The following is a 25,847-nucleotide window of genomic DNA, read 5'->3' as shown; positions in this document are numbered from 1 at the left end:
CACCCGGCGCCGCCTCCTGTCCGCAATTCGTCGTCGCCCACGGCCTCGTTTCGTCGGCGCTCCCACGAGGAGGTGCTCGCGTTGAGAAAGAGCAGCATGACGGTCCCGGAGCTGCCCGGTGCCGCTGCCGCATACCGGCCCACCCCGCCCCCGGCCTGGCAGCCCCGCACCGACCCCGCCCCCCTGCTCCCGGACGCCGAGCCGCTGCGCGTGCTCGGCACCGAGGCCGCCGCGTCGGCCGACCCCGCCCTGCTGCTCCGGCTCTACGCGGAGCTCGTCCGCGGCCGCCGGTACAACGTGCAGGCGACGGCGCTGACGAAGCAGGGCCGCCTCGCGGTCTACCCGTCGAGCACCGGCCAGGAGGCGTGCGAGGTCGCCGCCGCGATGGTGCTGGAGGAGCGGGACTGGCTCTTCCCGAGCTACCGCGACACCCTTGCCGCCGTCGCCCGGGGCCTCGACCCGGTCCAGGCCCTCACCCTGCTGCGCGGCGACTGGCACACCGGCTACGACCCGCGGGAGCACCGCGTCGCGCCCCTGTGCACCCCGCTTGCCACCCAGCTCCCGCACGCGGTGGGCCTCGCCCACGCCGCCCGCCTCAAGGGGGACGACGTGGTCGCCCTCGCCATGGTCGGCGACGGCGGCACCAGCGAGGGCGACTTCCACGAGGCGCTGAACTTCGCCGCCGTGTGGCAGGCCCCGGTCGTCTTCCTCGTCCAGAACAACGGCTTCGCCATCTCCGTGCCCCTGGCCAAGCAGACCGCCGCCCCCTCCCTCGCCCACAAGGCCGTCGGCTACGGCATGCCCGGCCGCCTGGTCGACGGGAACGACGCGGCCGCCGTCCACCAGGTGCTCGGCGAGGCCGTGGAGCGCGCCCGGCGCGGTGGCGGCCCCACCCTGGTCGAGGCCGTCACCTACCGCATGGACGCCCACACCAACGCCGACGACGCCACCCGCTACCGCGTCGACAGCGAGGTCGAGACCTGGCGCGCCCACGACCCGATCACCCTGCTGGAGCGCGAGCTGACCGAGCGCGGCCTGCTCGACGACGAGACCCGCCGGTCGGCGGCCGAGGCGGCGGAGACCATGGCCGGGCGCCTGCGCGAGCGGATGAACGCCGATCCCGTCCTCGACCCGATGGACCTGTTCGGCCATGTCTACGCGGAGCGGACGAGCCAGCTGCGCGAGCAGGCGGCGCAGTTGCGCGCCGAGCTGGACGCCGCGGCGGACGCCGAAGGAGAAGCACGATGACCACGGCCGCGGCGAAGCCGGCCACCATGGCCCAGGCCCTCCAGCGCGCGATGCGCGACGCGATGGCGGAGGACCCGACCGTGCACGTCATGGGAGAGGACGTCGGCACCCTCGGCGGCGTGTTCCGGGTGACGGACGGGCTCGCCAAGGAGTTCGGCGAGGACCGCTGCACGGACACCCCGCTCGCCGAGGCGGGCATCCTGGGCACCGCCGTGGGCATGGCGATGTACGGACTCCGGCCGGTCGTCGAGATGCAGTTCGACGCCTTCGCCTACCCCGCGTTCGAGCAGCTGATCAGCCATGTCGCCCGCTGGCGCAACCGCACCCGCGGGGCGATGCCGCTGCCGATCACCGTGCGGGTGCCCTACGGCGGCGGGATCGGCGGCGTCGAGCACCACAGCGACTCCTCCGAGGCGTACTACATGGCCACCCCGGGGCTCCATGTGGTGACCCCCGCCACGGTGGAGGACGCCTACGGCATGCTGCGCGAGGCGATCGCCTCCGACGACCCCGTGGTCTTCCTGGAGCCCAAGCGGCTGTACTGGTCCAAGTCCTCGTGGTCGCCCGAGGCGCCCGACGCCGTGGAGCCGATCGGCCGGGCGGTCGTCCGGCGCGAAGGCGGCAGCGCCACCCTGATCACGTACGGTCCCTCGGTGCCGGTGTGCATGGAGGCGGCGGAGGCCGCCCGGGCGGAGGGCTGGGACCTGGAGGTCGTGGACCTGCGCTCCCTGGTCCCGTTCGACGACGAGACCGTGTGCGCCTCCGTGCGGCGGACCGGCAGGGCCGTCGTCGTCCACGAGTCCACCGGATTCGGCGGCCCCGGCGGGGAGATCGCCGCCCGGGTGACCGAGCGCTGCTTCCACCATCTGGAGGCGCCCGTGCTGCGGGTCGCCGGCTTCGACATCCCGTATCCGCCGCCCATGCTGGAGAAGCACCACCTGCCCGGCGTGGACAGGGTGCTGGACGCGGTGGCGCGGCTGCAGTGGGAGGCGGGCAACTGATGGCGCAGGTCCTGGAGTTCAAGCTGCCCGACCTGGGCGAGGGGCTGACCGAGGCCGAGATCGTGCGGTGGCTGGTGGCCGTCGGCGATGTCGTGGCCATCGACCAGCCCGTGGTCGAGGTCGAGACGGCCAAGGCGATGGTGGAGGTCCCCTGCCCGTACGGCGGTGTGGTCACCGCCCGGTTCGGCGAGGAGGGCACCGAACTGCCCGTCGGCGCGCCGCTGCTGACGGTCGCGGTCGGCGCGCGGGGCGACGAGGACGTCCCGGCCGGTGGCGCCGGGAGCGGCACCGGGGCGTCCGGAGCCGCCGAAGCCGCCGGAGCCTCCGGGGCCTCCTCCGGTGCCGACGGCGAGACCTCGGGGAACGTCCTGGTCGGCTACGGCACGGGCGCCCCGGCCGCGCGCCGGCGGCGGCTGCGGCCCACCGCGTTCGGCGCGGCGGGCGCGGCCGCAGCGGCGGACGGCCGGGCTGTGGATCCCGCCCCGCCGCGGGCGGCCGAGCCGGTCGTCCGGCAGGCGCCGCCCGTCGCGGCTGCCGCCACGGGCGCGGGGGCCGGGAGTGGTCCGGTCGCGGTGATCTCCCCGCTGGTGCGCAAGCTGGCCCGGGACAACGACCTGGATCTGCGGCGGCTCACCGGCTCCGGCCCGGACGGGCTGATCCTGCGGGCCGACGTCGAGCGTGCCCTGCGGGCGGGCGGGGAGCAGGCGGCCGCGGTCGCCGCGCCGGGTGCCGCCGCCGCGCCGGGGCCCGCCGACTCCGCCGCGCCGGTGTCCGCTGCAGCCGAGGCGGTTCGCGTGCCGCTGCGCGGGGTGCGCGGCGCCGTCGCGGAGAAGCTGTCGCGCAGCCGCCGCGAGATCCCCGACGCCACCTGCTGGGTGGACGCGGACGCCACGGAACTCCTCGCCGCCCGCGCCGCGATGAACGCGGCGGGTGGACCGAAGGTCTCCCTGATCGCGCTTCTCGCCCGGATCTGCGTGGCCGCACTCGCGCGCCACCCCGAGCTGAACGCCACCGTCGACACCGAGGCCCGCGAGATCGTGCGGCTGCCCGAGGTGCACGTCGGCTTCGCCGCACAGACCGAACGCGGCCTGGTCGTCCCGGTGGTGAAGCATGCGCACACCCGGTCCGCCGAGTCGCTGACGGCCGAGTTCGCCCGGCTGACGGAGGCCGCCCGGCAGGGCACGCTGACGCCGGCGGACCTGACGGGAGGCACGTTCACCCTGAACAACTACGGGGTGTTCGGTGTCGACGGCTCCACGCCGATCATCAACCACCCGGAGGCGGCGATGCTCGGCGTCGGCCGGATCGTGCCCAAGCCGTGGGTGCACCAAGGCGAACTGGCGGTGCGGCAGGTGGTCCAGCTCTCGTTCACCTTCGACCACCGGGTCTGCGACGGCGGCACCGCCGGGGGCTTCCTCCGGTACGTGGCCGACTGCGTGGAGCAGCCGGCGGTGCTGCTGCGCACGCTGTAGGCGGAGCGGCGGGGCCCCGGCGCGGTGGGCGGGCCCCGGGCGCGCGGCGGCCCATCTGTCCGCCCGCACCCGGCCCGTGACCCGCGGCACCCGTTCCCCGGGCCGGGCGTGCACCTGGCCCGTGATCCCCCGCACCCGCCCCCGGGCCGCACCCGCCCCCGGGCCGCGCCCGCAGCGGGCCGGGCGTGCACCCGGAGTCGCGCACCCCGACCCCGCACCCGGGGCCGCGAAGCGGGGGACCATACTGCTGTGGTGACCACAGCAGGGGTGCCCGGGGGCACCGCGTACGACGCCGTCGTCCTGGCCGGCGGTGCGGCGCGCCGCCTGGGCGGAGCCGACAAGCCCGCGGTGCGCGTGGGCGGCCGGACGCTGCTCGACCGGGTCCTCACGGCCTGCGAGGGTGCCCGGTCCACGGTCGTCGTCGGCGCCCGGCGCCCCACCGGGCGGCCCGTCGTCTGGGCCAGGGAGGAACCGCCCGGGGGCGGACCGCTCGCCGCGCTCGACGCGGGGGTGCGCCACTGCGAGGCGGAGACCGTCCTGGTCCTCTCCGCGGACCTGCCGTTCCTCGACGCCGCCACAGTCCGCCGCCTGCTCGCGGCCCTCGCGGCCGGTGCGGAGGGCGCGGAGGGCGCGCTGCTGAGCGACGCCGGGGGCCGGGACCAGCCGCTCGTCGGCGCCTACCGCGCCGAGCCGCTGCGACGTGAGATCGCTCTCCTCGCCACCGAGCACGGCAGCCTGTCGGGGCTCCCGCTGCGTCTGCTGACCCGGGAACTGGACCTCGCCCGGGTCGCCGCCGACTCCCTCGCCTCCTTCGACTGCGACACCTGGGAGGACATCTCCACGGCCCGGGCCCGCATCAGGGAGCATGGGCAGGTGCTGGATGAATGGATCACCGCTGTCAAGAACGAACTCGGCATCCGACTGGACGTCGACACCCCCGGTCTTCTGGACCTCGCACGCGACGCCGCGCACGGTGTCGCCCGCCCCGCCGCGCCCCTGACGACCTTCCTGGTCGGCTATGCGGCGGCCCAGGCCGGCGGCGGACCCGAGGCGGTGGCGGAGGCGGCGCGCAAGGCGGCGGCCCTCGCCACGCGCTGGGCCGAGGAGGCCGAGGGCACCGACGCCCCGAAGCCGCCCGGCGCCGGCCCGGGCGAGGGCGGCAGCCGGGGCGGGGCCGCGTCGGGATGACGGACCACGGACGAGAACCCGACCCGGCCGCCGCGGCCGACGCGGTCCTGGCCGACGACGCCGTCACCCGGCACCCCGTCGCGCCGTGCGGCCCGGGGGAGGCCCCCCGTGTGGACGGGACCGCGCCTTCCCCGGCGCCCGGGAAGGCGGCCGACGGCACGGATGCGTACCTCCACGGCGTCGACGAGGCCCTGGCGCTCCTGAGCGGCAGTGCGTACGACGGCACCGCGCACAACGCCTCCCGGTACGCCGGTTCCGCGCACTCCGACGGCGGCGGGGAACCCCGTGGCACCGGCTCGGAGCCCGACGGCCCCCGTGGCCGGGGCGCCGCCCCGGAGCCCGGCGGCCCGGCGGCCTCCGCGTCCCCCGCTCCCACGCCGCCCGACCCGGCCCCGGGCCGCGCCGCCCCCACCCCCACCGGCCACCAGGACCCGACCACCCGCCACGAGGACCCGGCCCGCACCCGGAGCACCGAGGGCCCCGGCCACCGAGCCCCGGGCACCGACGGCCCCGGCCACCGCCACGAGGACCCGGCCGCCGACGGCCCGGGCCCCGCCCGCCACGAGGACCCGGCCCGCACCCGGAGCACCGACGGCCCCGGCCACCGAGCCCCGGGCGCCGGCGGCCACTCCGGTGCCCCGGGCACCGGCGGCCGCCCCGGTCCCACCCCCCGGCACCGCGCCACCCCCTGGCCCGAGGCCACCGCGCTAGCCGCCCGTCTCGGCCGCCTGGACACCCCGCGGTCGCACCGGCTGCCGCCGGCCGACGCCCTCGGGCACGTCCTCGCCGAGCCCCTGACCGCCCTGTGCGATCTCCCCTCCTTCGACACCTCGGCGATGGACGGCTGGGCCGTCGCGGGACCGGGCCCCTGGGCCGCCCGCCCGTCGGACTCGATCCTGGCCGGGCACGCGGAGGCCGGGACCCTGGAGGACGGCACCGCCGTGCGGATCGCCACGGGCGCCCGCGTCCCCCGGGGCGTCACCGCCGTGATCCGCAGTGAGCACGCCCGTCTTGACGAGGACAAGCGGCTGCTGCACGCCGAGCGCGCGGTGGTCCCCGGCCAGGACATCCGCCCGCGTGGCCAGGAGTGCCGTACCGGCGCCCGGCTGCTCGCCGCCGGGACCGTGGTCACCCCGGCCGTGATCGGCCTCGCCGCGGCCGCCGGCTACGACACGCTGCCCACCGTCGTCCCGCCCCGCGCCGAGATCCTGGTCCTGGGCGATGAACTCCTGGACGCCGGACTCCCCCACGACGGGCTGATCCGTGACGCCCTCGGCCCGATGATCGGCCCCTGGCTCCGTTCTCTCGGCGTCGACGTCCTCGCCACCCGCCGGATCGCGGACGACGAGGAGACCCTCTACCGGGCCGTCACGGAGTCGGGTGCGGACCTGGTGATCACCACCGGCGGCACCGCTTCCGGCCCCGTGGACCACGTCCACCCCGTGCTGCGCCGTGCCGGGGTGCGCCTCCTCGTGGACGGCGTGGCCGTCCGCCCGGGCCACCCGATGCTCCTCGCCCGACTCCCGTCCGGGCGTTACCTCGTGGGACTGCCGGGCAATCCGCTGGCCGCCGTCTCCGGGCTGCTGACCCTGGCCGAGCCCCTGTTGCGCGGCCTCTCCGGCCGACCCCCGGCCCGCCCCTACCGTGTCCCGGTACGCGAGGCGGCACAGGGGCATCCGCACGACACCCGACTCGTACCGTTCGTGTACGACGGCGATCTGATCGTTCCACTGCGCTTCAACGGTCCCGCCATGCTGCGCGGGATCGCGGCGGCCGACGGCCTCGCCGTCGTCCCGCCCGGGGGCGCCCGTCCGGGGGAGGAACTGAACGTGCTCGAACTGCCATGGTCCGGCTGGGCGCCGACGCCCCCCGGTGCCGCCGCCCCGGCTTCCGGCGGAGGGTGTTTCACGTGAAACTTCCCGGTCAGGACGTCATCGCCCGGAATGCCGACGAACACCTGGTCACCGGCAGGGTGAAGCTGCCCCGTCGCGTCGTCGAGCGCCCGCTGCGCCAGGTCAGCAAGCGCCTGCTGATGGCGGCGGCGGTGCTGGCCGTCACCGTGCTCCTGGTGTGGTCCGACCGCGAGGGCTACTACGACAACGCCGGTGGCGGGGTCGACTTCCTCGACTGCGTCTACTACACGACCGTCACCCTCTCGACCACGGGATACGGCGACATCGTGCCGCGCAGTGACACCGCCCGTCTGATCAACGTGCTGCTGATCACCCCGCTGCGCGTGCTCTTCCTGATCATCCTGGTCGGCACCACTCTCGAAGTGCTCACGGAGCGCACCCGGGAGGAGTGGCGGCTGAACCGCTGGAGGTCCAACTTGCGCGACCACACCGTCATCGTCGGCTTCGGCACCAAGGGCCGTTCGGCGGTGCAGACGCTCTGTGCCACCGGGCTCCGGAAGGACCAGATCGTCATCGTCGACCCGAGCAGCAAGGTGATCGACGCGGCCAACGCCGAGGGCTTCGTCGGTGTCGTGGGCGACGCCACGCGCAGCGACGTCCTCACCCGGGCCGAGCTCCAGAAGGCCCGGCAGGTGATCATCGCGCCGCAACGGGACGACACGGCGGTGCTGGTGACCCTCACCGCCCGGCAGCTCAACCGGGGCGCGAAGATCGTCGCCGCGGTCCGGGAGGAGGAGAACGCCCCTCTGCTGCGCCAGTCCGGCGCCGACGCGGTGATCACCAGTTCCGGCGCCGCCGGCCGTCTCCTCGGTCTCTCCGTGCTCAGCCCCAGCGCCGGCACCGTGATGGAGGACCTGATCCAGCAGGGCAGCGGCCTCGACCTCATCGAACGCCCGGTCATAAAGTCCGAGGTCGGCCGCAGTGTGCGGGAGACCGACGACCTGGTGGTGAGCGTGCTGCGCGGCCACCGGCTGCTGGCGTACGACGATCCGCACGCGAGCCCCCTCCAGTTGACGGACCGTCTGATCACCATCGTCCGCGCGCAGAACGAACCCGCGCCGGGCGCCCGGGAGTAGCCTCGCCGCCATGCATGCGATCACGATTCCCGAACCGGGCGGCCCCGAGGCCCTGCTCTGGTCCGAGGCCCCCGACCCCGTCCCCGGCGAGGGCGAGGTCCTCGTGGAGATCGCCGCCGCCGGTGTGAACCGGGCCGACCTCCTCCAGCGCCAGGGCTTCTACGACCCGCCGCCGGGCGCCTCCCCCCACCCGGGACTGGAGTGCTCGGGCCGGATCACCGTCCTGGGCCCCGGGGTGTCGGGCTGGGCGGTCGGCGACGAGGTGTGCGCCCTCCTCTCCGGCGGCGGCTACGCGGAGCAGGTCGCCGTCCCCGCCGGGCAGTTGCTCCCCGTCCCGGACGGCGTCGACCTGGTCACGGCGGCCGCTCTGCCCGAGGTGACGGCGACGGTCTGGTCCAACGTCTTCATGGTCGCCCATCTGCGGCCCGGCGAGACCGTCCTCGTCCACGGCGGTGCGAGCGGCATCGGCACCATGGCGATCCAGCTGGCCAAGGCGGTCGGCGCCCGCGTCGCGGTCACCGCCGGCAGCCCCGGAAAGCTCGCCCGCTGCGCCGAGTTGGGCGCGGACATCCTCATCGACCACCGCGAACAGGACTTCGTCGCGGAGATCCGCGAGGCCACCTCAGGCGCGGGCGCGGACGTCATCCTCGACATCATCGGCGCCAAGTACCTGGACCGGAACGTGCGGGCGCTCGCCGTCAACGGGCGGCTCGCGGTCATCGGCCTCCAGGGCGGCGTCAAGGGTGAACTCAACCTCGGCGCCCTGCTGGCGAAGCGCGCCGCCGTGACGGCCACCTCCCTGCGCGCCCGGCCGCCCGCCGAGAAGGCGGCTATCGTCGCGGCGGTACGGGAGCACGTCTGGCCACTGATCTCCTCCGGCCGGGTGCGTCCCGTCGTCGACCGCACCTTTCCCGTCGCCGCGGCAGCCGACGCCCACCGCGCCCTGGAGGCCGGCGACCACATCGGCAAGGTGCTGCTCCTGACCTGAGCGGCCCCGCACGCGAACGTCCCGGCACCCTCCAGCGAGGGGCCGGGACGTCGGACGTCGCGGTGCGGAACCGGTGGAACCGGAGCCGGGAAGGCGGAGCTACAGATACGGGCCCGAGCGGACGGGGCCGTGCGGCGCGCCCTCCTCGTCGTGGCCCACACCGGGCGGCAGCGCACGGCGCATCTGCTCCAACTGCGCCCTGGCGGCCATCTGCTGGGCGAACAGCGCCGTCTGGATGCCGTGGAACAGGCCCTCCAGCCAGCCGACCAACTGCGCCTGGGCGATCCGCAGTTCCGCCTCGGAGGGGATCGCCTCGTCCGTGAACGGCAGGGAGAGCCGCTCCAGCTCCTCCACCAGTTCGGGGGCGAGACCGTCCTCCAGCTCCTTGACCGAACCGCGGTGGATCTCCTTGAGCCGCACCCGGCTCGCCTCGTCCAGAGGTGCCGCCCGCACTTCCTCCAGCAACTGCTTGATCATGCTGCCGATGCGCATGACCTTCGCCGGCTGTTCGACCATGTCCGTCACCGGGACCTCACGCGACTCGTCGTCACCGTCACCGCCGCCGAGCGCCATCCCGTCCTGCCCTACGACCAGAACGTGAGGGGATTCCTGCGACCGTTCATTCCTCGGCATCTCCATGCCGCCATTCTCTCGCACCGTGGCCTCACCACACGGTGTGCCCCCATCGGAAGGTGATCCACCCTCCGGCGGGGGCACGAATCCGCCGGTGCCGTGCCTTTCGGCGCCGCTGGGCCGGTCAGGCCGCCTCGCGCCGGGCCAGCGCCCCTCGTGAGCGGGTGACCAGCGCGGCGAGCAGTGCGGCGCCCAGCGGGACGGCGACGAGCAGCGCGGCCAGCGTCTCCCACGGCACCACGATGGGCACGAAGGGTTCGCCCCCGTAGCTCCAGCCGTTGTCCAGGGCCTTCTGGTACCAGGCGGCGGCCTCGCGCTTCTCCGTGAGCCGCAGCCCGATCGCCGGGAGCACTCCCGCCGCCGAGCCCAGCACCACACCCATCGCGGCGACCACCCCGCACTGGAAGCCGCTCAGCGTCCGGCGGACCCGGGGCGCGGCACCCACCGCGGCGAGCGTCTTGAGGTCGGCCTCGGCGTCCGCCTGGGCCAGCCCGGTGGCGATGCCCGCGGCGCCGATGGTGACCAGGCCCGCGAAGACGGTCAGGGCCAGCAGGACGGTGCTGCTGTCGCTGACGTAGCCCTCCTCCACCGTGAGGTCGACCTCGGCGCCCGTCTTGTCCAGCTCGCCGTCGAGCCTCTGCCGCTGCTCGCTGCTCGGCATTGGGTCGGTGGAGAAGTACGCGCCGAAGGGTGCCGTGGCCAGGTCCGCGGACTTCGCCAGGGCGGGCGGGACGATCAGCTTGACGCCGTAGCTGTCGGTGTCGTCCGCCGCCCGGTGCGCGGGCAGTTTCCTGATCTCGCCCGGGGCCTCCTTGCCCGCCTCGGTGGCACGGTCGGCGGCCTCGGTGTCGGTGATCAGCTTGACGGAGACCGTGCCGTCGGTGTCGACCGGGCGCTTGTCGAAGGCCACCGCGCGGCCCTCGGTCAGGGCTTCGGCGGCGGCGGGGTCGTCGATCTCCAGCACGTCGAGCAGCTTCTCGTCGCCGACCAGGACACCGCCCTCGGTCATGATCCCGGGGCCTTCCTTCTCCTTGCAGCGCCAGTCCTCGGCGAGCCTGCGGCGTTCCTCCGTGGTGAAGCGCTCCGCGGGGTCCGCCTCGGGCTTGCCGGGGACCGGGACGTTGAGCGGGCACTGCTGCTTCAGCGGCACCAGGACCTCGTAGCGGCCGCAGCCGTCGCCGGAGTCCCAGATCGCGCACGAGGACTTGCCCACGGCGATCCGGTCCACGTCCGCGCGCACCTCGACGGGCAGCAGTCGCTGCACCGTCTCGCGCACCCCCGGCACGTCCCGCCCGCCGGCCTCGGCGATCGACACGGAGACCGCGCCGTGCGGCAGGCTCGGCGTGTAGTCGGCCCGCGACTGGGCGTCGCTGCTCGCCGCGTACGTCGCGACGGCCACCGTGCCGGCCACGGCGGCGAGCACCGCGGCCACGGCGGGCGCCGTGCGTCCCCGGTTGCGGACGGCGTCGCGCAGGGCGAGGCGCGGGGAGAGCGGGAGGAAGCGGCCGGTGCGGCCGAAGAGGCCCACCAGCGCCGGAGTGAGTGCCACGATCCCCAGCTCGGCCAGGGCGCTGCCGCCCGCGACCACGGCGAACTGGTCGGTGACCATGGAACCGTAGAGGGCGATGGAGGCGCCCAGCACCAGGGCGGCCAGACCCACCGCGGGCAGGACGCGGCTGCTGCGGCGCACGCCCCTGCGGCCGGTCAGGGAGGCCAGCACCGACTGCCGGGAGGAGGTGATCGCCGGGACGACGGCGGCCAGCAGACCCGTCACCACGGCGAGCAGCGCGATGCCCAGCAGCTCCAGCGGGCGCACGTCGAAGTGGCCGAAGCGCCTGCCGAGAGCGTCCTCCAGCAGCGGCCGGAGGGCATAGGTGAGGCCGAGGCCGAGCAGGGTGCCGACGACCGCCGCGGCGACGCCGATGACCAGCCCGCCCGCGAGGACAATGGCGCGGATGTGCCGGCGGTCGCCGCCGTTGGCGCCCACGAGCCCGAGCTGCCGGCGGGAGCGGCGCGCCCCCACGGCGAAGGCGGGACCGGCGAGGAGGCAGATCTCCAGCATCGCGAGGCCGACGACCGTGCCGGCCGCGGCGAGGGCCGCCGCCTTGGCCGCGGTGCTCTCCTGGAAGCCGCCCCAGCCCTCCCGCTGGAACAGCGGCACGTCCGCCCGGGCGGGCGGGTCGAGGGCCACCGCGCGGGACTCGACCGTCACGCCCTTGGCGTTGACGCGCTGCACGGCGTCCCACGGGTAGCCGCCGGGCACGGTGACGAGCAGCGTGGTGCTCTCGCCGGGCTTCTGCAGCCCGTCCTTCTCCAGCGCCTCGCCGAGGGGTTCGATCAACGCCCCCGGGAGGGCGTTGACCTGATCGGCCTTCAGGTCGTCGGGCAGTTCGTACGCGCCGACGATCGTGTAGACGCGGTCCAGTCCGCGCGCGGTCAGCTCCGAGCCGACCCTCAGCCCGCTGGTCTCCAGGAAGTGGGTGGTCGCCGCGACCTCGCCGGAGGTCTTCGGCAGGCGTCCCTCGACGACCGGCATGATGCCGGCGGCCATCGGGTCGGCGGCCTTCAGCTCCCGCACCTCGGCCCGCATCAGGCCGTGCGCCGTGCGCAGCCGGGCGGAGGCGACGGTGTCCGTCAGCGTCCGCGCCCCGTCCGGGAGCACCGTGGTGAGGTCGGTGGAGCCCTCCGGGTAGGGCTTGTCGTCGTAGTTCTCGGCGGTGGTGTAGAACTCGGCGTCGGGCGACTGGAGGATCGCGACACCGCCCACGCCGGGGTCGCTCAGCCGTCCGTCGGCCTCGCCGAGCTTCCGCGAGACGCTCTGCTCGGGGGAGAGTTCCGCGCTGCGCAGGGTCAGGTCGGCGGCGCTCACGCCCAGGATGGGCAGCGCGATCATCGCGAGGACCAGGAAGCTGCGGCCCTTCGAACGCCAGGCGTCGCGGCGCGCGATCCGGACCGCGGCGCGCCAGGAGTGATACCAGGTCCTCACAGCTCGGCCGCCTGGCCCGACAGGAGCGAGTCGGCCTCGCTGCGGACGGTCTGGTCCACCACCGCGCCGTCGCGCAGGAACACGACCCGGTCCGCCCAGGCGGCGAACCGCGGCTCATGGGTGACGAGAACGCCGGCGGCGCCCGCGTCGCACCGCGCCCGCAGCAGGGCGAGCACGGACTCACCGGTCTCGGAGTCCAGGGCGCCGGTCGGCTCGTCGGCGAGGACCAGCCGGCGGTCGCCGACGAGCGCCCGGGCGATGGCGATGCGCTGCTGCTGGCCGCCGGACATCTCGTCGGGGAACCGCTCGGCGAGGTGGCCGAGGTCCATCTCCGCGAGGGCGGCCAGCGCCTCGGCGCGCGCCTTGCGCGCGGAGACGCCGTCCAGTTCGCGGGGCAGGGCGACGTTCTCGGCGGCGGTCAGCGCGGGGATCAGGTTGTAGTCCTGGAAGACATAGCCGATGCTGCGGCGGCGCAGGGCGGCGAGGGTCCTGCGGTCGGACGTGGTGATGTCGGTGCCCTCGACGATCACCCGTCCCGAGGTGGGCATGTCGAGACCGCCCGCCATGGTGAGCAGCGTCGACTTGCCGGAGCCCGACGGGCCCATGACGGCGACGAGTTCGCCCGGGTAGACGTCGAGGTCGATGCCGCGCAGGGCGTGCACTTCGGTGGCGCCGCTGCCGTGCACACGGGCCAGTTGCTGGAGTTGCAGCACAGGCTGTTGCGACTTCTGGGACTGATGTGACTGTGGTGACGGGTGTTGTGGCATGGGTGGGTTCCCCCTTGGGCGGTGCACGCACACGAGCGGGTGCGCGCGAGTTCTGGGTGTGGCGGACCGGCCCCGGGCCGTCGACGGGACGACGGGCGGTGGCGGGAACCGGTGCGCGGGGGCGCCTGCGGCGCCGGGGGCGACACCCCGTGCGGGGCGGTGTCGCGCGGAAGCCGGCCCGGTCGCTAACCGGGGCGGCGCACCGGGCGTCCCCCGACGGCGGGACGCTCACCGGCGTGCGGTGATTCGGCGTGCGCTGATTCTGCGTGGGGCGAGTCGGTGCGCGGTGCGTCCGTGAGCGGTGCGTCGGCCCTGGGTACGTCGGCGGGCGGCACTTGGGCGTACGGCACGTGGGCCTGCGGCGCGTCGGCCCGGGGTGCGCCGGACTCATGCGCCTCCGCCGGCAGCGGGCCGGTGCCGCCTCCGCCGGCCGGGCGCGAGGGCGGGGCCGCGTCCCGCGCCGTCGCGGCGGAGAGCCGGATGAGCCGCATCTCGCAGTGGTCGAGCCAGCGGGCCTCCGCCTCGGTCTGGAAGATGAGCTGCTCCAGCACGAGCAGCCAGGCCACGTCGTCCCGCTCGGCGCTGCCGCCGCTCTCGATCGCGGCCAGCGCCTGGGCCTTGAGCCGGGTGCAGTCCTGCATCGCCTTCACCGTGTGGTGCCGCTGGGACTGGATGACGGCACGGATGTCGACACCCGGAGTGCCCACGGCCATCGCCAGTTTGATGGCCAGTTCGTCCCGGGGCGGGTTGGTGCGGTCGACCGGGGTCGCGAACCAGGCGCGCAGCTCCGCCCGGCCGCGGTCGGTGATGACGTACAGCGCGTGCCCCGCCTCGTCCTCGCCGTCCTGGGCGACCATGCCGTCCCGTTCGAGACGGTTCAGGGTCGTGTAGACCTGGCCGACGTTGAGCGGCCAGGTCGCGCCGGTGCGGGACTCGAAGTCGGAGCGGAGCTGGGAGCCGTAGCGCGGACCGGTCTCGAGGAGGGCGAGGAGCCCGTGACGGATGGACATACCCAGTATGTATACCGGGTATGCCGGGGCTCTCCAACCGCCTCCGGACGGATGTGCCGGGTCCCTCCTGAGGAGGACGCGCCGCTCAGCGACGGCGGAGCCGGATACCGAGGAAGCCCACCCCGAGCCCCATCAGGGCCAGCCCGACGCCGAGGGACGCCGGGGAGATCTGCCGGGCGACGGGCGCGGGCAGGGCCGGTGACCCCTGGTCGTGGACCACCGCGTCGGCGGAGGGCGGGTCCCCGGTGAACGGTTCGCTCTCGGCCGAGGGGTTGCCGTCGTCCTCGCGCGTCCCGTCCCCCTCGGGGGTGACGCCCTCGCCGGACCCGTCCTCGGCCGCGTCCGGTGTACGGGGGTCGGCGGGCGGTTCGGCGGCGGGCCGGGAGGCGGTGGGGTCCGGGGGCGCCGACGGGGTGGCGGAGTCCCCGGCGTCCGGGGTGGCGCTGCCCGGCAGTGCCGGGGGCCGCCAGCCGGGCCTGGGGCGGCCCTCACCGGCCTGCCGTCCGGCCAGGGAGGGCGTCGGCGAGGGGCTGGTCAGCGCCCAGGGCCGTACCTCGGGTCGCCGGGCGTCCGGCCGCTGTACGCGCGGTGCGTCCGGGCGGGCGGCGGGCGGCTGGTGGCCGGGGCCCTGCCGGCCGGCGGGACGGGCGGTGGCGGCGGGGCGCGTCGGCCGTTCGTCGTGCCGGACGACGTCCGCCGCGCCGGGGGACCGGCCGGGTCCGGGCTTCTCCGTGTCCCGCCCGGGGGTGGTGGGGCCCGGTGAGCGCTCGGCGTGCGCCACGCGGGTGCCCCGGTCGCCCGGCGCGCCCTGGGGCACGGGGGCGGTGGTGGGCGCGGTCCCCGCGCCGCGTGAGAGGGGGCCGGCGTGCGCCTGCGGCGCGAGGGGCGCGGCCATCACCAGGAGGAGCGTGGCCGCGGTGAGCACGCACCGCGCATGGAGCTCTGGAGTCACCGCGGGACCCCTCCCGTGCCGAGACGCCGAGGAACGCACTCAGCGTCACACGGCGGGGGAGGTTCGGCATCCCGGCCGCCGCCGGGGCAGAGAGGGGTGTACGGGGTCCGCCGGACGGTGCCGTCCCGTGGTGCCGCGCACCCGGGACCGGCCGCGCGGAGCCCGTCGTGCCGGGCCGCGCGCCCGGGGCCGTGCGGGATGAGGCCGTGCCGGGCGCCCCAGGCCGTGCGGGCGGCGCGCGGGTGTCAGCCCGCGCGGCCCGTGGAGATGCTGAGCTCGAACTCCTGGTTGCCGGGCACCACGGCGGTCCCCTGGGTCGGGAACTGCTTCATCACGGTGTCCTGCGCGTACGCGGGCTCGTTCACCTCGGTGACCTTCCACGTCCAGCCGGCCGCGCGCAGGCACTCCTTCACCGAGAGGACGTCCTTGTAGCGCAGGTCGGGCGCCTGGACCTTGGCCGGGTCGACGCCGTCCTCGGTCGCCTCGCTGCACTTGTCGTCGTCGATGGTCCGGTTGCGCTCGGGCGGGCGGAAGCCGGTGCCCGGGTCCTGGGACTCGCCCGAGGTCGAACCGCCGCTGCCGCCGCTGCCCGCCTCCTCGCCCTTGTCCCCGCCGTTCAGCGCGATGGCGGTGATCAGACCGCCCACCGCCAGCAGGGCCACCACGATCGCGCCCACGACGACCGGCATGTTCCGCTTGCCGCCGCCGGAGCCGCCGGCCGGGGCGCCCTGCGGGGCGATCGTGTACGGGGACGGCGCCGGTGCCATCTGCCCCGGGGGCTGGTAGCCGGGGGCGGGCGTCGGATAGCCGTAGTGCGGGGCGGGCGCCGGGGTGGCGGGGCCCGGACCGTACGGCGTGTGCGGGTGGGGCTGGTACGGCGTCTGCACGCCCTGCGGCGCGGGGGCTGACTGGTCCAGCGGCGGGAAGACGGCCGAGCCGACCCCTGAACCACTGTTCGCCGGGGCCGCCCCGCCGATGATCGCGGGAGCGCCCGTCCCGCCCGCTCCGGCGACCCGGGCGCACTCGTCGCGCATCGCGGCGGCACTCGGGAACCGCTCGTTCGGGTTCTTCTTCAGCGCCCGGGCGACGAGGGCGTCCAGGGCCGGCGGGATGGAGCGGTTGATGGAGGACGGCGCGACGGGCTCCTCCTGCACATGCGCGTACGCGATGGCCAGAGGGGAGTCGGCGTCGAAGGGGAGCCGGCCGGTCAGGAGCTGGAAGAGCATGATGCCGACCGAGTAGAGGTCGGACCGCGCGTCCACGCCGCGGCCGAGGGCCTGCTCGGGGGAGAGGTACTGGGGGGTGCCGACGACCATGCCGGTCTGCGTCATGGAGGTGACGCCGGACTGCATGGCGCGGGCGATGCCGAAGTCCATGACCTTGACCACACCGCGCTTGGTCATCATCACGTTGCCCGGTTTGATGTCGCGGTGGACCAGGCCCATCTCGTGGCTGGTCTCCAGCGCGGCGAGCACGTCCGCGGTGACCTTGAGGGCCTTGTCCGCGGGCATCGCGCCGTACTGCCGGATGTCCTCGGCGAGCACCGAGCCGAGGGGGCGGCCCTCCACGTACTCCATGACGATGTACGGCATCAGCGCGCCGTCGAGCTCGTCCTCGCCGGTGTCGAAGACGGAGACGATGTTGGTGTGCGACAGCTTGGCGACGGCCTGGGCCTCGCGGCGGAACCGCTCGCGGAAGGACTGCTCCCGCCCGAGCTCCGTGTGCAGGGTCTTGATGGCCACCTGGCGGTCCAGGGCACTGTCGTACGCCAGGTAGACGGAGGCCATGCCGCCCTCGCCGAGCAGGTCGCGAAGCTGGTACCGGCCGCCCGCCACGGAACCGCCCGCGTAGCGGCCCTGTGCGCCGTCCTGGCTCATCTGTGCTTCCCCCTGTGCGCGCGGACCGACCGCGGCTGCTCTCGGATTTACGGGCCAAGTCTGCCCGAGGGCACCGACACGTCAAGCCGGGTGCCCGTTCCGTGACCGTACGCACAACAAGAGTCCCGGAAGCGTTACACGAACAGCATGGAATTTGCGTGAGGCGTGGGACCGGGGGTTTGATGGCCGGTCTCCTTCGAGACCGGCATGCCCCGTGAAGGCTGTAGCGTGACGTGCACAGCACCGGAGGACATGGTTCACCCCGCAACGCTCAGCGACGTGCGCGGACAGATACGACGGCGAGGACTGATGGCACCCGAACCCGAAGCAGGCGGCGGCGTGCCGGAGTCGTCCGACGCCTGGGGCATCGGCGGTCTGGTCGGCGACGGCCGCTACCGGATGACGCACCGTCTCGGACGCGGCGGCATGGCCGAGGTGTTCGCGGCCGAGGACGTGCGGCTCGGCCGGACCGTCGCCGTCAAGCTGCTGCGCGCGGACCTCGCCGAGGACCCGGTCTCCAAGGCCCGCTTCACGCGCGAGGCGCAGTCCGTAGCCGGCCTCAACCACCATGCGGTGGTGGCGGTCTACGACTCCGGCGAGGACGTCGTCGGCAGCCAGACCGTGCCCTACATCGTGATGGAGCTGGTCGAGGGACGCACCATCCGCGACCTCCTCGTCAGCGCCGAAGCCCCGCCGCCCGAGCAGGCGTTGCTCATCGTCTCCGGTGTCCTGGAGGCGCTCGCCTACTCGCACCAGCACGGCATCGTGCACCGGGACATCAAGCCCGCGAACGTCATCATCACCAACTCCGGTGCGGTGAAGGTGATGGACTTCGGCATCGCCCGCGCGCTGCACGGCGCGCAGTCGACGATGACGCAGACCGGCATGGTCATGGGCACCCCGCAGTACCTCTCCCCCGAGCAGGCGCTGGGCAAGGCGGTCGACCACCGCTCCGACCTGTACGCGACGGGCTGCCTCCTCTACGAACTCCTCGCCCTGCGCCCCCCGTTCACGGGCGAGACACCGCTGTCGGTGGTGTACCAGCACGTCCAGGACATCCCCGTGCCGCCCTCCGAGGTGCACTCCGGTGTGCCGCCGGAGCTGGACGGGCTGGTGATGCGCTCCCTCGCGAAGGACCCGGATGACCGGTTCCAGAGCGCCGAGGAGATGCGCGGGCTGGTCCAGTACGCGCTCCAGATGCTCCAGCAGCAGGGCGGCCACGGCGGCGCCTGGAACACCGGACCGGTGGACCTCTACGACGGTCCGGCGGCGACGCGGAACATGACCGGGGCCACCGCGTTGCACCCGGTGCACGGCGAGACCTCGCAGGGCCCGATCCTGCCCCCGTCCAACCCGGACGACGGCGGCTACGACGGCTCCCCGCGCGGCGGCGGACGCGGCGGCCGGGGCAGGGTCTGGCTGATGGCCGCGCTCGCGGTGATCGCGGTCGTGGCGGGCATCGCCTTCGCGCTCAACGCGACCAAGGGCGCCGACACCAGCCCGCAGGACGGCAAGACGACCTCCGAGTCGCCCTCGGCGCCGGAGGAGTCGCCGACCCCGACGGAGGAGGAGCCGGAGCCGAGCGAGGAGCCGGACACCTCCTCGGGCGGCAACCAGCAGCCCTCGTGGACGCCGTCCCAGGTGCCGTCCTTCACGCCGAGCACGCCTCCGACGCCGAGCGAGGAGCCGACACCGTCCGACCCGGTGGAGCCCTCGGACGACCCGACCGCCTCGGAGCCGCCGGAGCCCTCCACCCCGCCCACCGAGACGGGCGGGGCGACCGGCGACGTCTCGGGCGGCGCCGCCAACGCCGGGACGAGCGCGGGCGCGGGCGGCGGTGAGGGCGACCCAGCCGGCACGGAGGGCGGCTGACCGGGCCTCGGCCCGCTGACCCGGCCGGCAAGCGGGCGGCAGCCGGCTGACCGTGCCGCTCAGTCGGTGAACGCGTCGCGGACCGCCGCGTACTCACGCGTCCACCAGACCACCAGGGCCGACACCGCGGGGAACTGCGGGTCGGCCCTTCGGTCGTGGAGCTCGTAGCGCCACCGCAGTATCCAGAAGTCGTTGAGGCGTTCCCACCACACCCGGTGCACCGCCGCCGCCAGCTCCGCCGCGTCCGCGCCCGCCGCCCGCCGGTAGGCCCGTGCGTAGGCGCGCACCTTCGGCAGGTCCAGGCGCCCGGCCGGCTGGACGAAGAAGATCGCCGCCGCCCGGACCGCCTCCTCCGCCCGCGGCTGCACGCCCAGCCGGTCCCAGTCCACGATCGCGGCCGGCTCGGTGCCCCGGTAGAGGAGGTTCAGCGGATGGAAGTCCCCGTGCACCCAGCCGCCGGCCCGGCCCGGCGGCGGCCGCCGGGCGGCGTGCCGCTCCAGCAGGGCGCGCCGTTGCAGCAGCCGGTGCTCGGCGAGGGTGTCGAAGGAGTCACGGGGGCGGTTGCCGCGGGACAGGCGCAGCAGGTCCTCGATGAGGGCGAAGGTGTCCTCGGGGTCGGCGCTGGCGTGGGTGCCGGGGCTGTCCGCGGCGGGGTCCATCACCTCGGCGAGGCGGCTGTGCACCGCGCCGAGCAGGGCGCCGAGGCGCCGGGACTGCGCGGTGGTGAGCTGGGCGCCGTCGCGGTGCCGGCCGTCGATCCAGGGGTGCAGGGCGTAGCAGTCGCCGCCGACGACCACGACGGTGGAGCCGGTCCGGTCCGCGACCGGCGGGGCGACGGGGACGCCGACCTCCTGGAGCCGGCGGGTCGCCGCGTGCTGGCGGGCGATGGCCGGCCGGTCGCCGTCGAGGTGGTGCTTGAGGAAGTAGGTGCCGCGGGTGGTGGCGAGGCGGTAGCCGCGGTTGAGCAGTCCCAGGGTCACGGTCCGCACCGAGAGCGGTTCGCCGATGTGCGGGTAGCGGCGCAGCAGCCGGTCGACGGGCGGGGCGGCGTCCGGGGTGACGGCGGCGGGAGGGGGCGCGGGTACGTCGTCGGGCGGGGCGCTGGGCGCGGGCAGAGCAGGGGCAACAGATGAGCGCGGCACCTGTCATATGTTAGATCACTCGGAGTGGTGGTCCGGCTGCTCTGCGGAGCACTCCATCGTGTGCACGGTCGCCACCTGGGGTTCGACGCGCAGGTGGACGGGGGCGAACTCCTGTCCGTCGACGCGGTACGGCCCGGCACCGGACCGCGGCGGCTCCTCCCCGGTCGGTTCCGCGATCCGCGCCGTGCCGGTGACCTGGACCGACCACGGGCCGGTCCTCCCCCGCCGCGTCCGCCCGGTCCGCGGCTTCCAGGTTGTCCGCGCCGTAGGCGACCACGCTGCCGTGGCAGGCGCGGTGGTACCCGGGCCGCCGTGCGTCCGGAGCGGCACCGCGCCGTCGGCCACGATGTGCCGGGCGGGTGCCAGGAGGGGCGTCGCCCGCAGAGTGATGGCCGGCCGTCCCTACCGGACACGGCGCGTCGCCCGCAGAGTGATGGCCGGCCGCCCGTACCGGACACGGGTGAGCAGTTCGACGGCACGGCGTTCCTCGGTGGACATGGCTCCACTCTCCGTGACCGGCCCACCGCTCGGCAGGGGCGCCGGACCCGTTCCCGGAAGGGGCGAAAGTCCTGAACGGTCGCCCTTGGTCACCCTCCGCGATCGGGCGTCGGTGCGCTGGCCGCGCTCGGCGTCCAGCCGGGCCACACAGGCGGCGGCCTGGGAGCGCCGTTCCATGCCCGGCTTGGCGAGCAGACTGGAGACATAGTTCTTGATCGTCTTCTCGGCGAGGTGGAGGCGTTCGCCGATCGCCCGGTTGGTCAGCCCCTCCCCGGTCAGGTCCAGGATCCGCCGCTCCTGCTCGGTGAGGCCGGCGAGCCGCTCCTCGCCGCGCGGCTTCGCACCGTCGCGCAGACGCTCCAGGACCCGCGCGGTGGCCACCGGATCGAGCAGGGACCCGCCGGCGGCGACGTCCCGGACCGCGTTCAGCAGCTCCTGGCCGCGGATCGCCTTGAGCACGTATCCCGAGGCGCCGGCCATGATCGCGTCGAAAAGGGCTTCGTCGTCAGCGAACGAGGTGAGCATCAGGCACTTCACGGACTCGTCCCGGGAACGGATTTCGCGGCACACCTCGACTCCGCTGCCGTCGGGCAGGCGGACATCCAGAATCGCCGCGTCGGGTGCCGCCGCCGGGATTCTGACCAGGGCTTCTTCCCCGGTTCCCGCCTCCCCGACCACCTCGATGCCGGGCTGGGAGGAGAGCGGTTCATGGACCCCGCGCCGTACGACCTCATGATCGTCCAGCAGGAATACCATGATTTTTCCTTCTTCGCGCACGCGGGAGGTCAAACACATCGACTCTTCCCGTGCCCGGGGTGCGCGAGATACCGTGCCCCCTGTTCCGGCCGTCCGCAGGGCCCTGACCAGTGGTTGTTTCCCCTTTTCCTCGGTTTACTTGGAAATCCAAGCAAAAACGCAGGTCAAATGGGGTTTCGCAGTAATGCTCCCCACTGGGTAACGTGCCTATGACAGGGCGTTCGCCGGGGCACCTGACACGCCTGGTTTCCGGCCGGCCGCGCACACCCCCGTGCGGCGGGCCCGGGCACCGGGCGAGCCGCACTGGCTCACCGGCGGACCCCGGGGGCCGGACCGACGGAGGAGCACGCAACGTGACCGTGGAGAGCACTGCCGCGCGCAAACCGCGACGCAGCACCAAGCGCGTGAGCGCGGCGAAGAAGCCGCAGAGTGCCGAGCCCCAGCTCGTGCAGTTGCTGACGCCCGAGGGCGTACGCGTCGAGCACCCGGACTACGGCATCGACCTGAGCGCGGAGGAACTGCGCGGCCTGTACCGCGACATGGTCCTCACCCGCCGCTTCGACGGCGAGGCCACGGCCCTCCAGCGCCAGGGCGAGCTGGGCCTGTGGGCCTCCCTGCTCGGCCAGGAGGCCGCCCAGATCGGCTCCGGCCGCGCGCTGCGTGACGACGACTACGTCTTCCCGACCTACCGTGAGCACGGTGTCGCCTGGTGTCGCGGGGTCAACCCCACCAATCTGCTCGGCATGTTCCGCGGCGTGAACCACGGCGGCTGGGACCCGAGCAGCAACAACTTCCACCTCTACACGATCGTCATCGGCTCGCAGACCCTGCACGCCACCGGCTACGCCATGGGCGTTGCCAAGGACGGCGCGGACTCGGCCGTGATCGCGTACTTCGGTGACGGCGCGTCCAGCCAGGGCGACGTGGCGGAGTCCTTCACCTTCTCCGCGGTCTACAACGCGCCGGTGGTCTTCTTCTGCCAGAACAACCAGTGGGCGATCTCCGAGCCGACCGAGAAGCAGACCCGGGTGCCGCTCTACCAGCGCGCCCAGGGCTTCGGCTTCCCCGGCGTCCGCGTCGACGGCAACGACGTCCTCGCCTGCCTGGCCGTGACCCGGTCCGCGCTGGAGCGGGCGCGCAGCGGCGAGGGCCCGACCCTGATCGAGGCGTTCACCTACCGGATGGGCGCCCACACCACCTCCGACGACCCGACCAAGTACCGCCACGACGACGAGCGCCAGGCGTGGGAGGCCAAGGACCCGATCCTGCGCCTGCGCGCGTACCTGGAGAACGACGTCCTCGGCAAGGACGAGGCCGCGGCCTTCTTCGCCGCTCTGGACGAGGAGAGCGACGCCCTCGCCAAGCGGGTCCGCGAGGCCGTGCGGGCCATGCCCGACCCGGACGACCTGTCGATGTTCGACCACGTCTACGCCGACGGTCATGCGCTGGTCGACGAGGAGCGCGCACAGTACGCCGCGTACCAGGCGTCGTTCGCCGAGGAGGGCAAGTAAGCCATGGCAGTCCAGAAGCTTCCTCTCGCGAAGGCGCTCAACGAGTCGCTGCGCAAGGCCCTGGAGACCGACCCCAAGGTCCTGATCATGGGTGAGGACGTCGGCAAGCTCGGCGGCGTCTTCCGGATCACCGACGGGCTCCAGAAGGACTTCGGCGAGGACCGGGTGATCGACACCCCGCTCGCCGAGTCCGGCATCGTCGGCACCGCGATCGGCCTGGCCCTGCGCGGCTACCGGCCCGTCGTGGAGATCCAGTTCGACGGCTTCGTCTTCCCGGCGTACGACCAGATCGTCACCCAGCTCGCCAAGATGCACGCCCGCGCGCTCGGCAAGATCAAGCTGCCCGTCGTGGTCCGGATCCCCTACGGCGGCGGCATCGGCGCGGTCGAGCACCACTCGGAGTCCCCCGAGGCGCTCTTCGCGCATGTGGCGGGCCTCAAGGTGGTCTCCCCCTCGAACGCCTCGGACGCCTACTGGATGCTCCAGCAGGCCATCCAGAGCGACGACCCGGTGATCTTCTTCGAGCCGAAGCGGCGCTACTGGGACAAGGGCGAGGTCGACACCGAGGCCATCCCCGACCCGCTGCACTCCGCCCGGGTGGCCCGCGAGGGCACCGATCTGACCCTGGCCGCCTACGGGCCGATGGTGAAGGTCTGCCTGGAGGCCGCCGCGGCCGCCGCGGAGGAGGGCACGTCGCTGGAGGTCGTCGACCTGCGCTCGATGTCCCCGATCGACTTCGACACCGTCCAGGCGTCGGTGGAGCGGACCGGCCGGCTGGTCGTCGTCCACGAGGCCCCGGTCTTCTACGGCTCGGGCGCGGAGATCGCCGCCCGGATCACCGAGCGGTGCTTCTACCACCTGGAGGCCCCGGTGCTGCGGGTGGGCGGCTACCACGCCCCGTACCCGCCGGCGCGGGTCGAGGAGGAGTACCTCCCCGGTCTCGACCGGGTGCTGGACGCCGTCGACCGCTCGCTCGCGTACTGAGGGGTGCCGAGATCATGACCGCAGACACTTCCCTGCGCTTCCGCGAGTTCAAGATGCCCGACGTGGGCGAAGGGCTCACCGAAGCCGAGATCCTCACCTGGTACGTCAAGCCCGGCGACAGCGTCACCGACGGCCAGGTGGTGTGCGAGGTCGAGACGGCCAAGGCCGCCGTCGAGCTCCCGATCCCGTACGACGGCGTGGTGCACGAGCTGCGCTTCAGCGAGGGCACCACCGTCGACGTCGGCACCTCGATCATCACCATCGACGTGGCGCCCGGCTCCGGCCCCGCCGAGCCCGAGGCCCCCGCCGCTCCGGCCGCGGCGCCCGCCCCGGAGCCGGCGGCGGCCGAGGAGCCGGAGGACGACAAGCCCAAGGGCCGCCAGCCCGTGCTCGTCGGCTACGGCGTCGCCGAGTCCTCCACCAAGCGCCGGCCTCGCAAGCAGGCCGTCTCCGTGGCGGAGCAGGCGGCCGCGGCCGCGATCCAGGCGGAGATGAACGGGCACGGCGCCCCCGCCGCCCCGGCTGCTGCCCCGGGTACGGCCGAGCAGGCGCGCCCGCTGGCCAAGCCGCCGGTGCGCAAGCTGGCCAAGGACCTGGGCATCGACCTGGCGACCGTGGTCCCGACCGGTCCGGACGGGGTCATCACCCGCGAGGACGTGCACGCGGCCGCCGCTCCCGCCGAGGCGCCCGCCGCCCCGGTCGCCGAGCCGCAGGGGGCCCCGGTGGCCGCCGCCGCGCCCGCTCCGGCGGAGACGGCAGCGGCCGGCGCCCGGGAGACGCGGGTCCCGATCAAGGGCGTGCGCAAGGCGACCGCCGCCGCGATGGTGGGCAGCGCCTTCACGGCGCCGCATGTCACCGAGTTCGTGACGGTGGACGTCACCCGCACGATGAAGCTCGTCGAGGAGCTCAAGTCCGACAAGGACATGGCCGGGCTGCGGGTCAACCCGCTGCTGCTGATCGCCAAGGCGCTCCTCGTGGCCATCAGGCGCAACCCGGGGGTCAACGCCGCCTGGGACGAGGCCGCTCAGGAGATCGTGCTCAAGCACTACGTCAACCTGGGCATCGCCGCGGCCACCCCGCGCGGTCTGATCGTGCCGAACATCAAGGACGCGCACGACAAGACCCTGCCGGAGCTGGCCTCCGCGCTGGGCGAGCTGGTGGCGACGGCCCGTGAGGGCAAGACGACCCCGGCGGCCATGCAGGGCGGCACGGTGACCATCACCAACGTCGGCGTCTTCGGCGTCGACACGGGCACCCCCATCCTCAACCCCGGCGAGTCCGCGATCCTCGCGGTCGGCGCGATCAAGCTCCAGCCGTGGGTGCACAAGGGCAAGGTGAAGCCGCGTCAGGTGACCACGCTGGCGCTCTCCTTCGACCACCGCCTGGTCGACGGCGAGCTGGGCTCCAAGGTCCTCGCGGACATCGCGGCGGTCCTGGAACAGCCGAAGCGCCTGATCACCTGGGCCTGATGCCCCAGACGGGGCCCATGCCCTGTTCCACGTGAAACGCCCGGCCGGGATGCTCCCCGGCCGGGCGTTCGTCCGTCAGCGGTTCACGGATTGACGTGGTAGGGACCCTTGTTGGTGGTCCACCCGGTGGTCATCCAGGGGGACTTCTTCCCCTTGCCGTCGGCGCGGGCGGTGACGATGTTGATCCCGTTCCTGCGGATCGTGGCAATCGAGGGCCAGCCGTCCCGCTTGGTGTCCGTCGTGCGGATGGAGACGCTGTACTTCCCGTTCACCTTGCAGCCCTTGTACTCCGTGACGCCGAATCTGTCCGAGGTCTTGCGGACGGCGCAGTCGAACCGTATGATGCTGTCCTTCTTCGCGGCGACGGCCTGCCCCGGCAGGGCCAGCATCGTGCCGAACACGGCGATCGACAGGCCCGCTACGGCGCCCGCCCTCAGGTTCTTCCTCATCTGTTCCCCTTTCGCTCCGCCCCGGGCCGGTGGGTGTCTCGGTCTCGGCCCCGGT

18 protein-coding genes and 2 pseudogenes are annotated in these 25,847 nt (G+C 74.2%); 11 read left to right on the top strand and 9 right to left on the bottom strand.

The features are described from left to right. Positions 1-96 precede the first annotated feature (96 nt). The 7 genes from pdhA (C593_RS0104120) (at position 97) to C593_RS0104090 (ending at position 8,886) form a co-directional block, all read left to right on the top strand. Complete coding sequence (gene pdhA / locus C593_RS0104120; RefSeq protein WP_018846048.1) at positions 97-1,248, top strand: pyruvate dehydrogenase (acetyl-transferring) E1 component subunit alpha; 1,152 nt, start codon at positions 97-99, stop codon at positions 1,246-1,248. After that, positions 1,245-2,249, top strand: a complete 1,005-nt coding sequence (locus C593_RS0104115; RefSeq protein WP_018846047.1) for an alpha-ketoacid dehydrogenase subunit beta — start codon at positions 1,245-1,247, stop codon at positions 2,247-2,249. The genes pdhA (C593_RS0104120) and C593_RS0104115 overlap by 4 nt, the downstream gene beginning before the upstream one ends. After that, positions 2,249-3,721, top strand: a complete 1,473-nt coding sequence (locus tag C593_RS0104110; protein ID WP_018846046.1) for a dihydrolipoamide acetyltransferase family protein — start codon at positions 2,249-2,251, stop codon at positions 3,719-3,721. The genes C593_RS0104115 and C593_RS0104110 overlap by 1 nt, the downstream gene beginning before the upstream one ends. A gap of 252 nt (positions 3,722-3,973) precedes the next feature. Beyond that, entirely contained in the window at positions 3,974-4,909 is a 936-nt protein-coding gene (locus C593_RS0104105) for a molybdenum cofactor guanylyltransferase (RefSeq protein ID WP_106434559.1), read from the top strand. Next, positions 4,906-6,822, top strand: coding sequence for a molybdopterin-binding protein (locus C593_RS31265; protein WP_018846044.1), 1,917 nt, complete (start codon positions 4,906-4,908; stop codon positions 6,820-6,822). Before C593_RS0104105 ends, C593_RS31265 begins: the two co-directional genes overlap by 4 nt. Continuing rightward, entirely contained in the window at positions 6,819-7,898 is a 1,080-nt protein-coding gene (locus C593_RS0104095) for a potassium channel family protein (RefSeq protein WP_199789990.1), read from the top strand. The genes C593_RS31265 and C593_RS0104095 overlap by 4 nt, the downstream gene beginning before the upstream one ends. Before the next feature lie 10 nt (positions 7,899-7,908). Beyond that, positions 7,909-8,886, top strand: a complete 978-nt coding sequence (locus tag C593_RS0104090; protein ID WP_018846042.1) for an NAD(P)H-quinone oxidoreductase — start codon at positions 7,909-7,911, stop codon at positions 8,884-8,886. A 99-nt stretch (positions 8,887-8,985) separates the two neighbouring features. Here the strand turns inward: C593_RS0104090 and C593_RS0104085 are convergent, their stop codons facing one another. From C593_RS0104085 to C593_RS0104060, 6 genes and pseudogenes are all read right to left on the bottom strand, one after another. Further along, positions 8,986-9,525, bottom strand: coding sequence for a bacterial proteasome activator family protein (locus C593_RS0104085; protein ID WP_078521161.1), 540 nt, complete (start codon positions 9,523-9,525; stop codon positions 8,986-8,988). Between the two features lie 118 nt (positions 9,526-9,643). After that, entirely contained in the window at positions 9,644-12,505 is a 2,862-nt protein-coding gene (locus C593_RS0104080) for an ABC transporter permease (protein ID WP_018846040.1), read from the bottom strand. Beyond that, entirely contained in the window at positions 12,502-13,272 is a 771-nt protein-coding gene (locus C593_RS0104075) for an ABC transporter ATP-binding protein (protein WP_051093612.1), read from the bottom strand. The genes C593_RS0104080 and C593_RS0104075 overlap by 4 nt, the downstream gene beginning before the upstream one ends. A 460-nt stretch (positions 13,273-13,732) precedes the next feature. After that, positions 13,733-14,282: pseudogene (locus C593_RS28830) on the bottom strand (PadR family transcriptional regulator); the annotation flags it as partial. 85 nt (positions 14,283-14,367) lie between these two features. Further along, positions 14,368-15,234 carry a hypothetical protein gene (locus C593_RS30890; protein WP_158686798.1) on the bottom strand — a complete coding sequence of 289 codons (867 nt, stop codon included), beginning with the start codon at positions 15,232-15,234 and terminating at the stop codon, positions 14,368-14,370. Positions 15,235-15,479: 245 nt separating this feature from the next. Further along, positions 15,480-17,111 (bottom strand): protein kinase domain-containing protein, encoded by a 1,632-nt coding sequence (locus C593_RS0104060; RefSeq protein ID WP_018846037.1) that lies wholly within the window; start codon positions 17,109-17,111, stop codon positions 15,480-15,482. Between the two features lie 309 nt (positions 17,112-17,420). Between C593_RS0104060 and C593_RS0104055 the strand changes: the two genes are divergently transcribed. Further along, positions 17,421-18,983 carry a protein kinase domain-containing protein gene (locus C593_RS0104055; RefSeq protein WP_018846036.1) on the top strand — a complete coding sequence of 521 codons (1,563 nt, stop codon included), beginning with the start codon at positions 17,421-17,423 and terminating at the stop codon, positions 18,981-18,983. 59 nt (positions 18,984-19,042) lie between these two features. Here C593_RS0104055 and C593_RS0104050 read toward each other — a convergent pair whose 3' ends face one another. Next, positions 19,043-20,098, bottom strand: a complete 1,056-nt coding sequence (locus C593_RS0104050; RefSeq protein WP_051093623.1) for a phosphotransferase — start codon at positions 20,096-20,098, stop codon at positions 19,043-19,045. A gap of 648 nt (positions 20,099-20,746) precedes the next feature. Beyond that, positions 20,747-21,400, bottom strand: a pseudogene (locus C593_RS28815) (response regulator); the annotation flags it as partial. A gap of 332 nt (positions 21,401-21,732) precedes the next feature. Between C593_RS28815 and pdhA (C593_RS0104035) the strand changes: the two are divergent. Genes pdhA (C593_RS0104035) through C593_RS0104025 form a run of 3 tightly spaced genes read left to right on the top strand, consistent with a single transcriptional unit; the run spans position 21,733 to position 25,343 of the window. Then, positions 21,733-22,890: a pyruvate dehydrogenase (acetyl-transferring) E1 component subunit alpha gene (gene pdhA, locus C593_RS0104035; RefSeq protein WP_018846033.1), complete on the top strand. Its 1,158-nt coding sequence runs from the start codon at positions 21,733-21,735 to the stop codon at positions 22,888-22,890. 3 nt (positions 22,891-22,893) lie between these two features. Next, positions 22,894-23,874 (top strand): alpha-ketoacid dehydrogenase subunit beta, encoded by a 981-nt coding sequence (locus C593_RS0104030; protein ID WP_018846032.1) that lies wholly within the window; start codon positions 22,894-22,896, stop codon positions 23,872-23,874. A 14-nt stretch (positions 23,875-23,888) separates the two neighbouring features. Continuing rightward, positions 23,889-25,343: a dihydrolipoamide acetyltransferase family protein gene (locus C593_RS0104025; RefSeq protein ID WP_018846031.1), complete on the top strand. Its 1,455-nt coding sequence runs from the start codon at positions 23,889-23,891 to the stop codon at positions 25,341-25,343. Positions 25,344-25,426: 83 nt separating this feature from the next. Here C593_RS0104025 and C593_RS0104020 read toward each other — a convergent pair whose 3' ends face one another. Then, complete coding sequence (locus C593_RS0104020; RefSeq protein WP_018846030.1) at positions 25,427-25,792, bottom strand: hypothetical protein; 366 nt, start codon at positions 25,790-25,792, stop codon at positions 25,427-25,429. Positions 25,793-25,847: the final 55 nt, after the last annotated feature.

The sequence above is a fragment of the Streptomyces sp. CNT372 genome (assembly GCF_000377145.1).
Note: the sequence above shows the minus strand (reverse complement) of the source record. Positions and strands in the feature narration are given on the sequence as shown.

What these genes read in the sequence shown, in the direction of transcription:
- pdhA (WP_018846048.1), top strand. Translation starts at nt 97, where the DNA reads ATGACGGTCCCGGAGCTGCCCGGTGCCGCTGCCGCATACCGGCCCACC.
- C593_RS0104115 (WP_018846047.1), top strand. Translation starts at nt 1,245, where the DNA reads ATGACCACGGCCGCGGCGAAGCCGGCCACCATGGCCCAGGCCCTCCAG.
- C593_RS0104110 (WP_018846046.1), top strand. Translation starts at nt 2,249, where the DNA reads ATGGCGCAGGTCCTGGAGTTCAAGCTGCCCGACCTGGGCGAGGGGCTG.
- C593_RS31265 (WP_018846044.1), top strand. Translation starts at nt 4,906, where the DNA reads ATGACGGACCACGGACGAGAACCCGACCCGGCCGCCGCGGCCGACGCG.
- C593_RS0104090 (WP_018846042.1), top strand. Translation starts at nt 7,909, where the DNA reads ATGCATGCGATCACGATTCCCGAACCGGGCGGCCCCGAGGCCCTGCTC.
- C593_RS0104085 (WP_078521161.1), bottom strand. Translation starts at nt 9,525, where the DNA reads ATGGAGATGCCGAGGAATGAACGGTCGCAGGAATCCCCTCACGTTCTG.
- C593_RS0104075 (WP_051093612.1), bottom strand. Translation starts at nt 13,272, where the DNA reads ATGCCACAACACCCGTCACCACAGTCACATCAGTCCCAGAAGTCGCAA.
- C593_RS0104060 (WP_018846037.1), bottom strand. Translation starts at nt 17,111, where the DNA reads ATGAGCCAGGACGGCGCACAGGGCCGCTACGCGGGCGGTTCCGTGGCG.
- C593_RS0104055 (WP_018846036.1), top strand. Translation starts at nt 17,421, where the DNA reads ATGGCACCCGAACCCGAAGCAGGCGGCGGCGTGCCGGAGTCGTCCGAC.
- C593_RS0104030 (WP_018846032.1), top strand. Translation starts at nt 22,894, where the DNA reads ATGGCAGTCCAGAAGCTTCCTCTCGCGAAGGCGCTCAACGAGTCGCTG.
- C593_RS0104025 (WP_018846031.1), top strand. Translation starts at nt 23,889, where the DNA reads ATGACCGCAGACACTTCCCTGCGCTTCCGCGAGTTCAAGATGCCCGAC.
- C593_RS0104020 (WP_018846030.1), bottom strand. Translation starts at nt 25,792, where the DNA reads ATGAGGAAGAACCTGAGGGCGGGCGCCGTAGCGGGCCTGTCGATCGCC.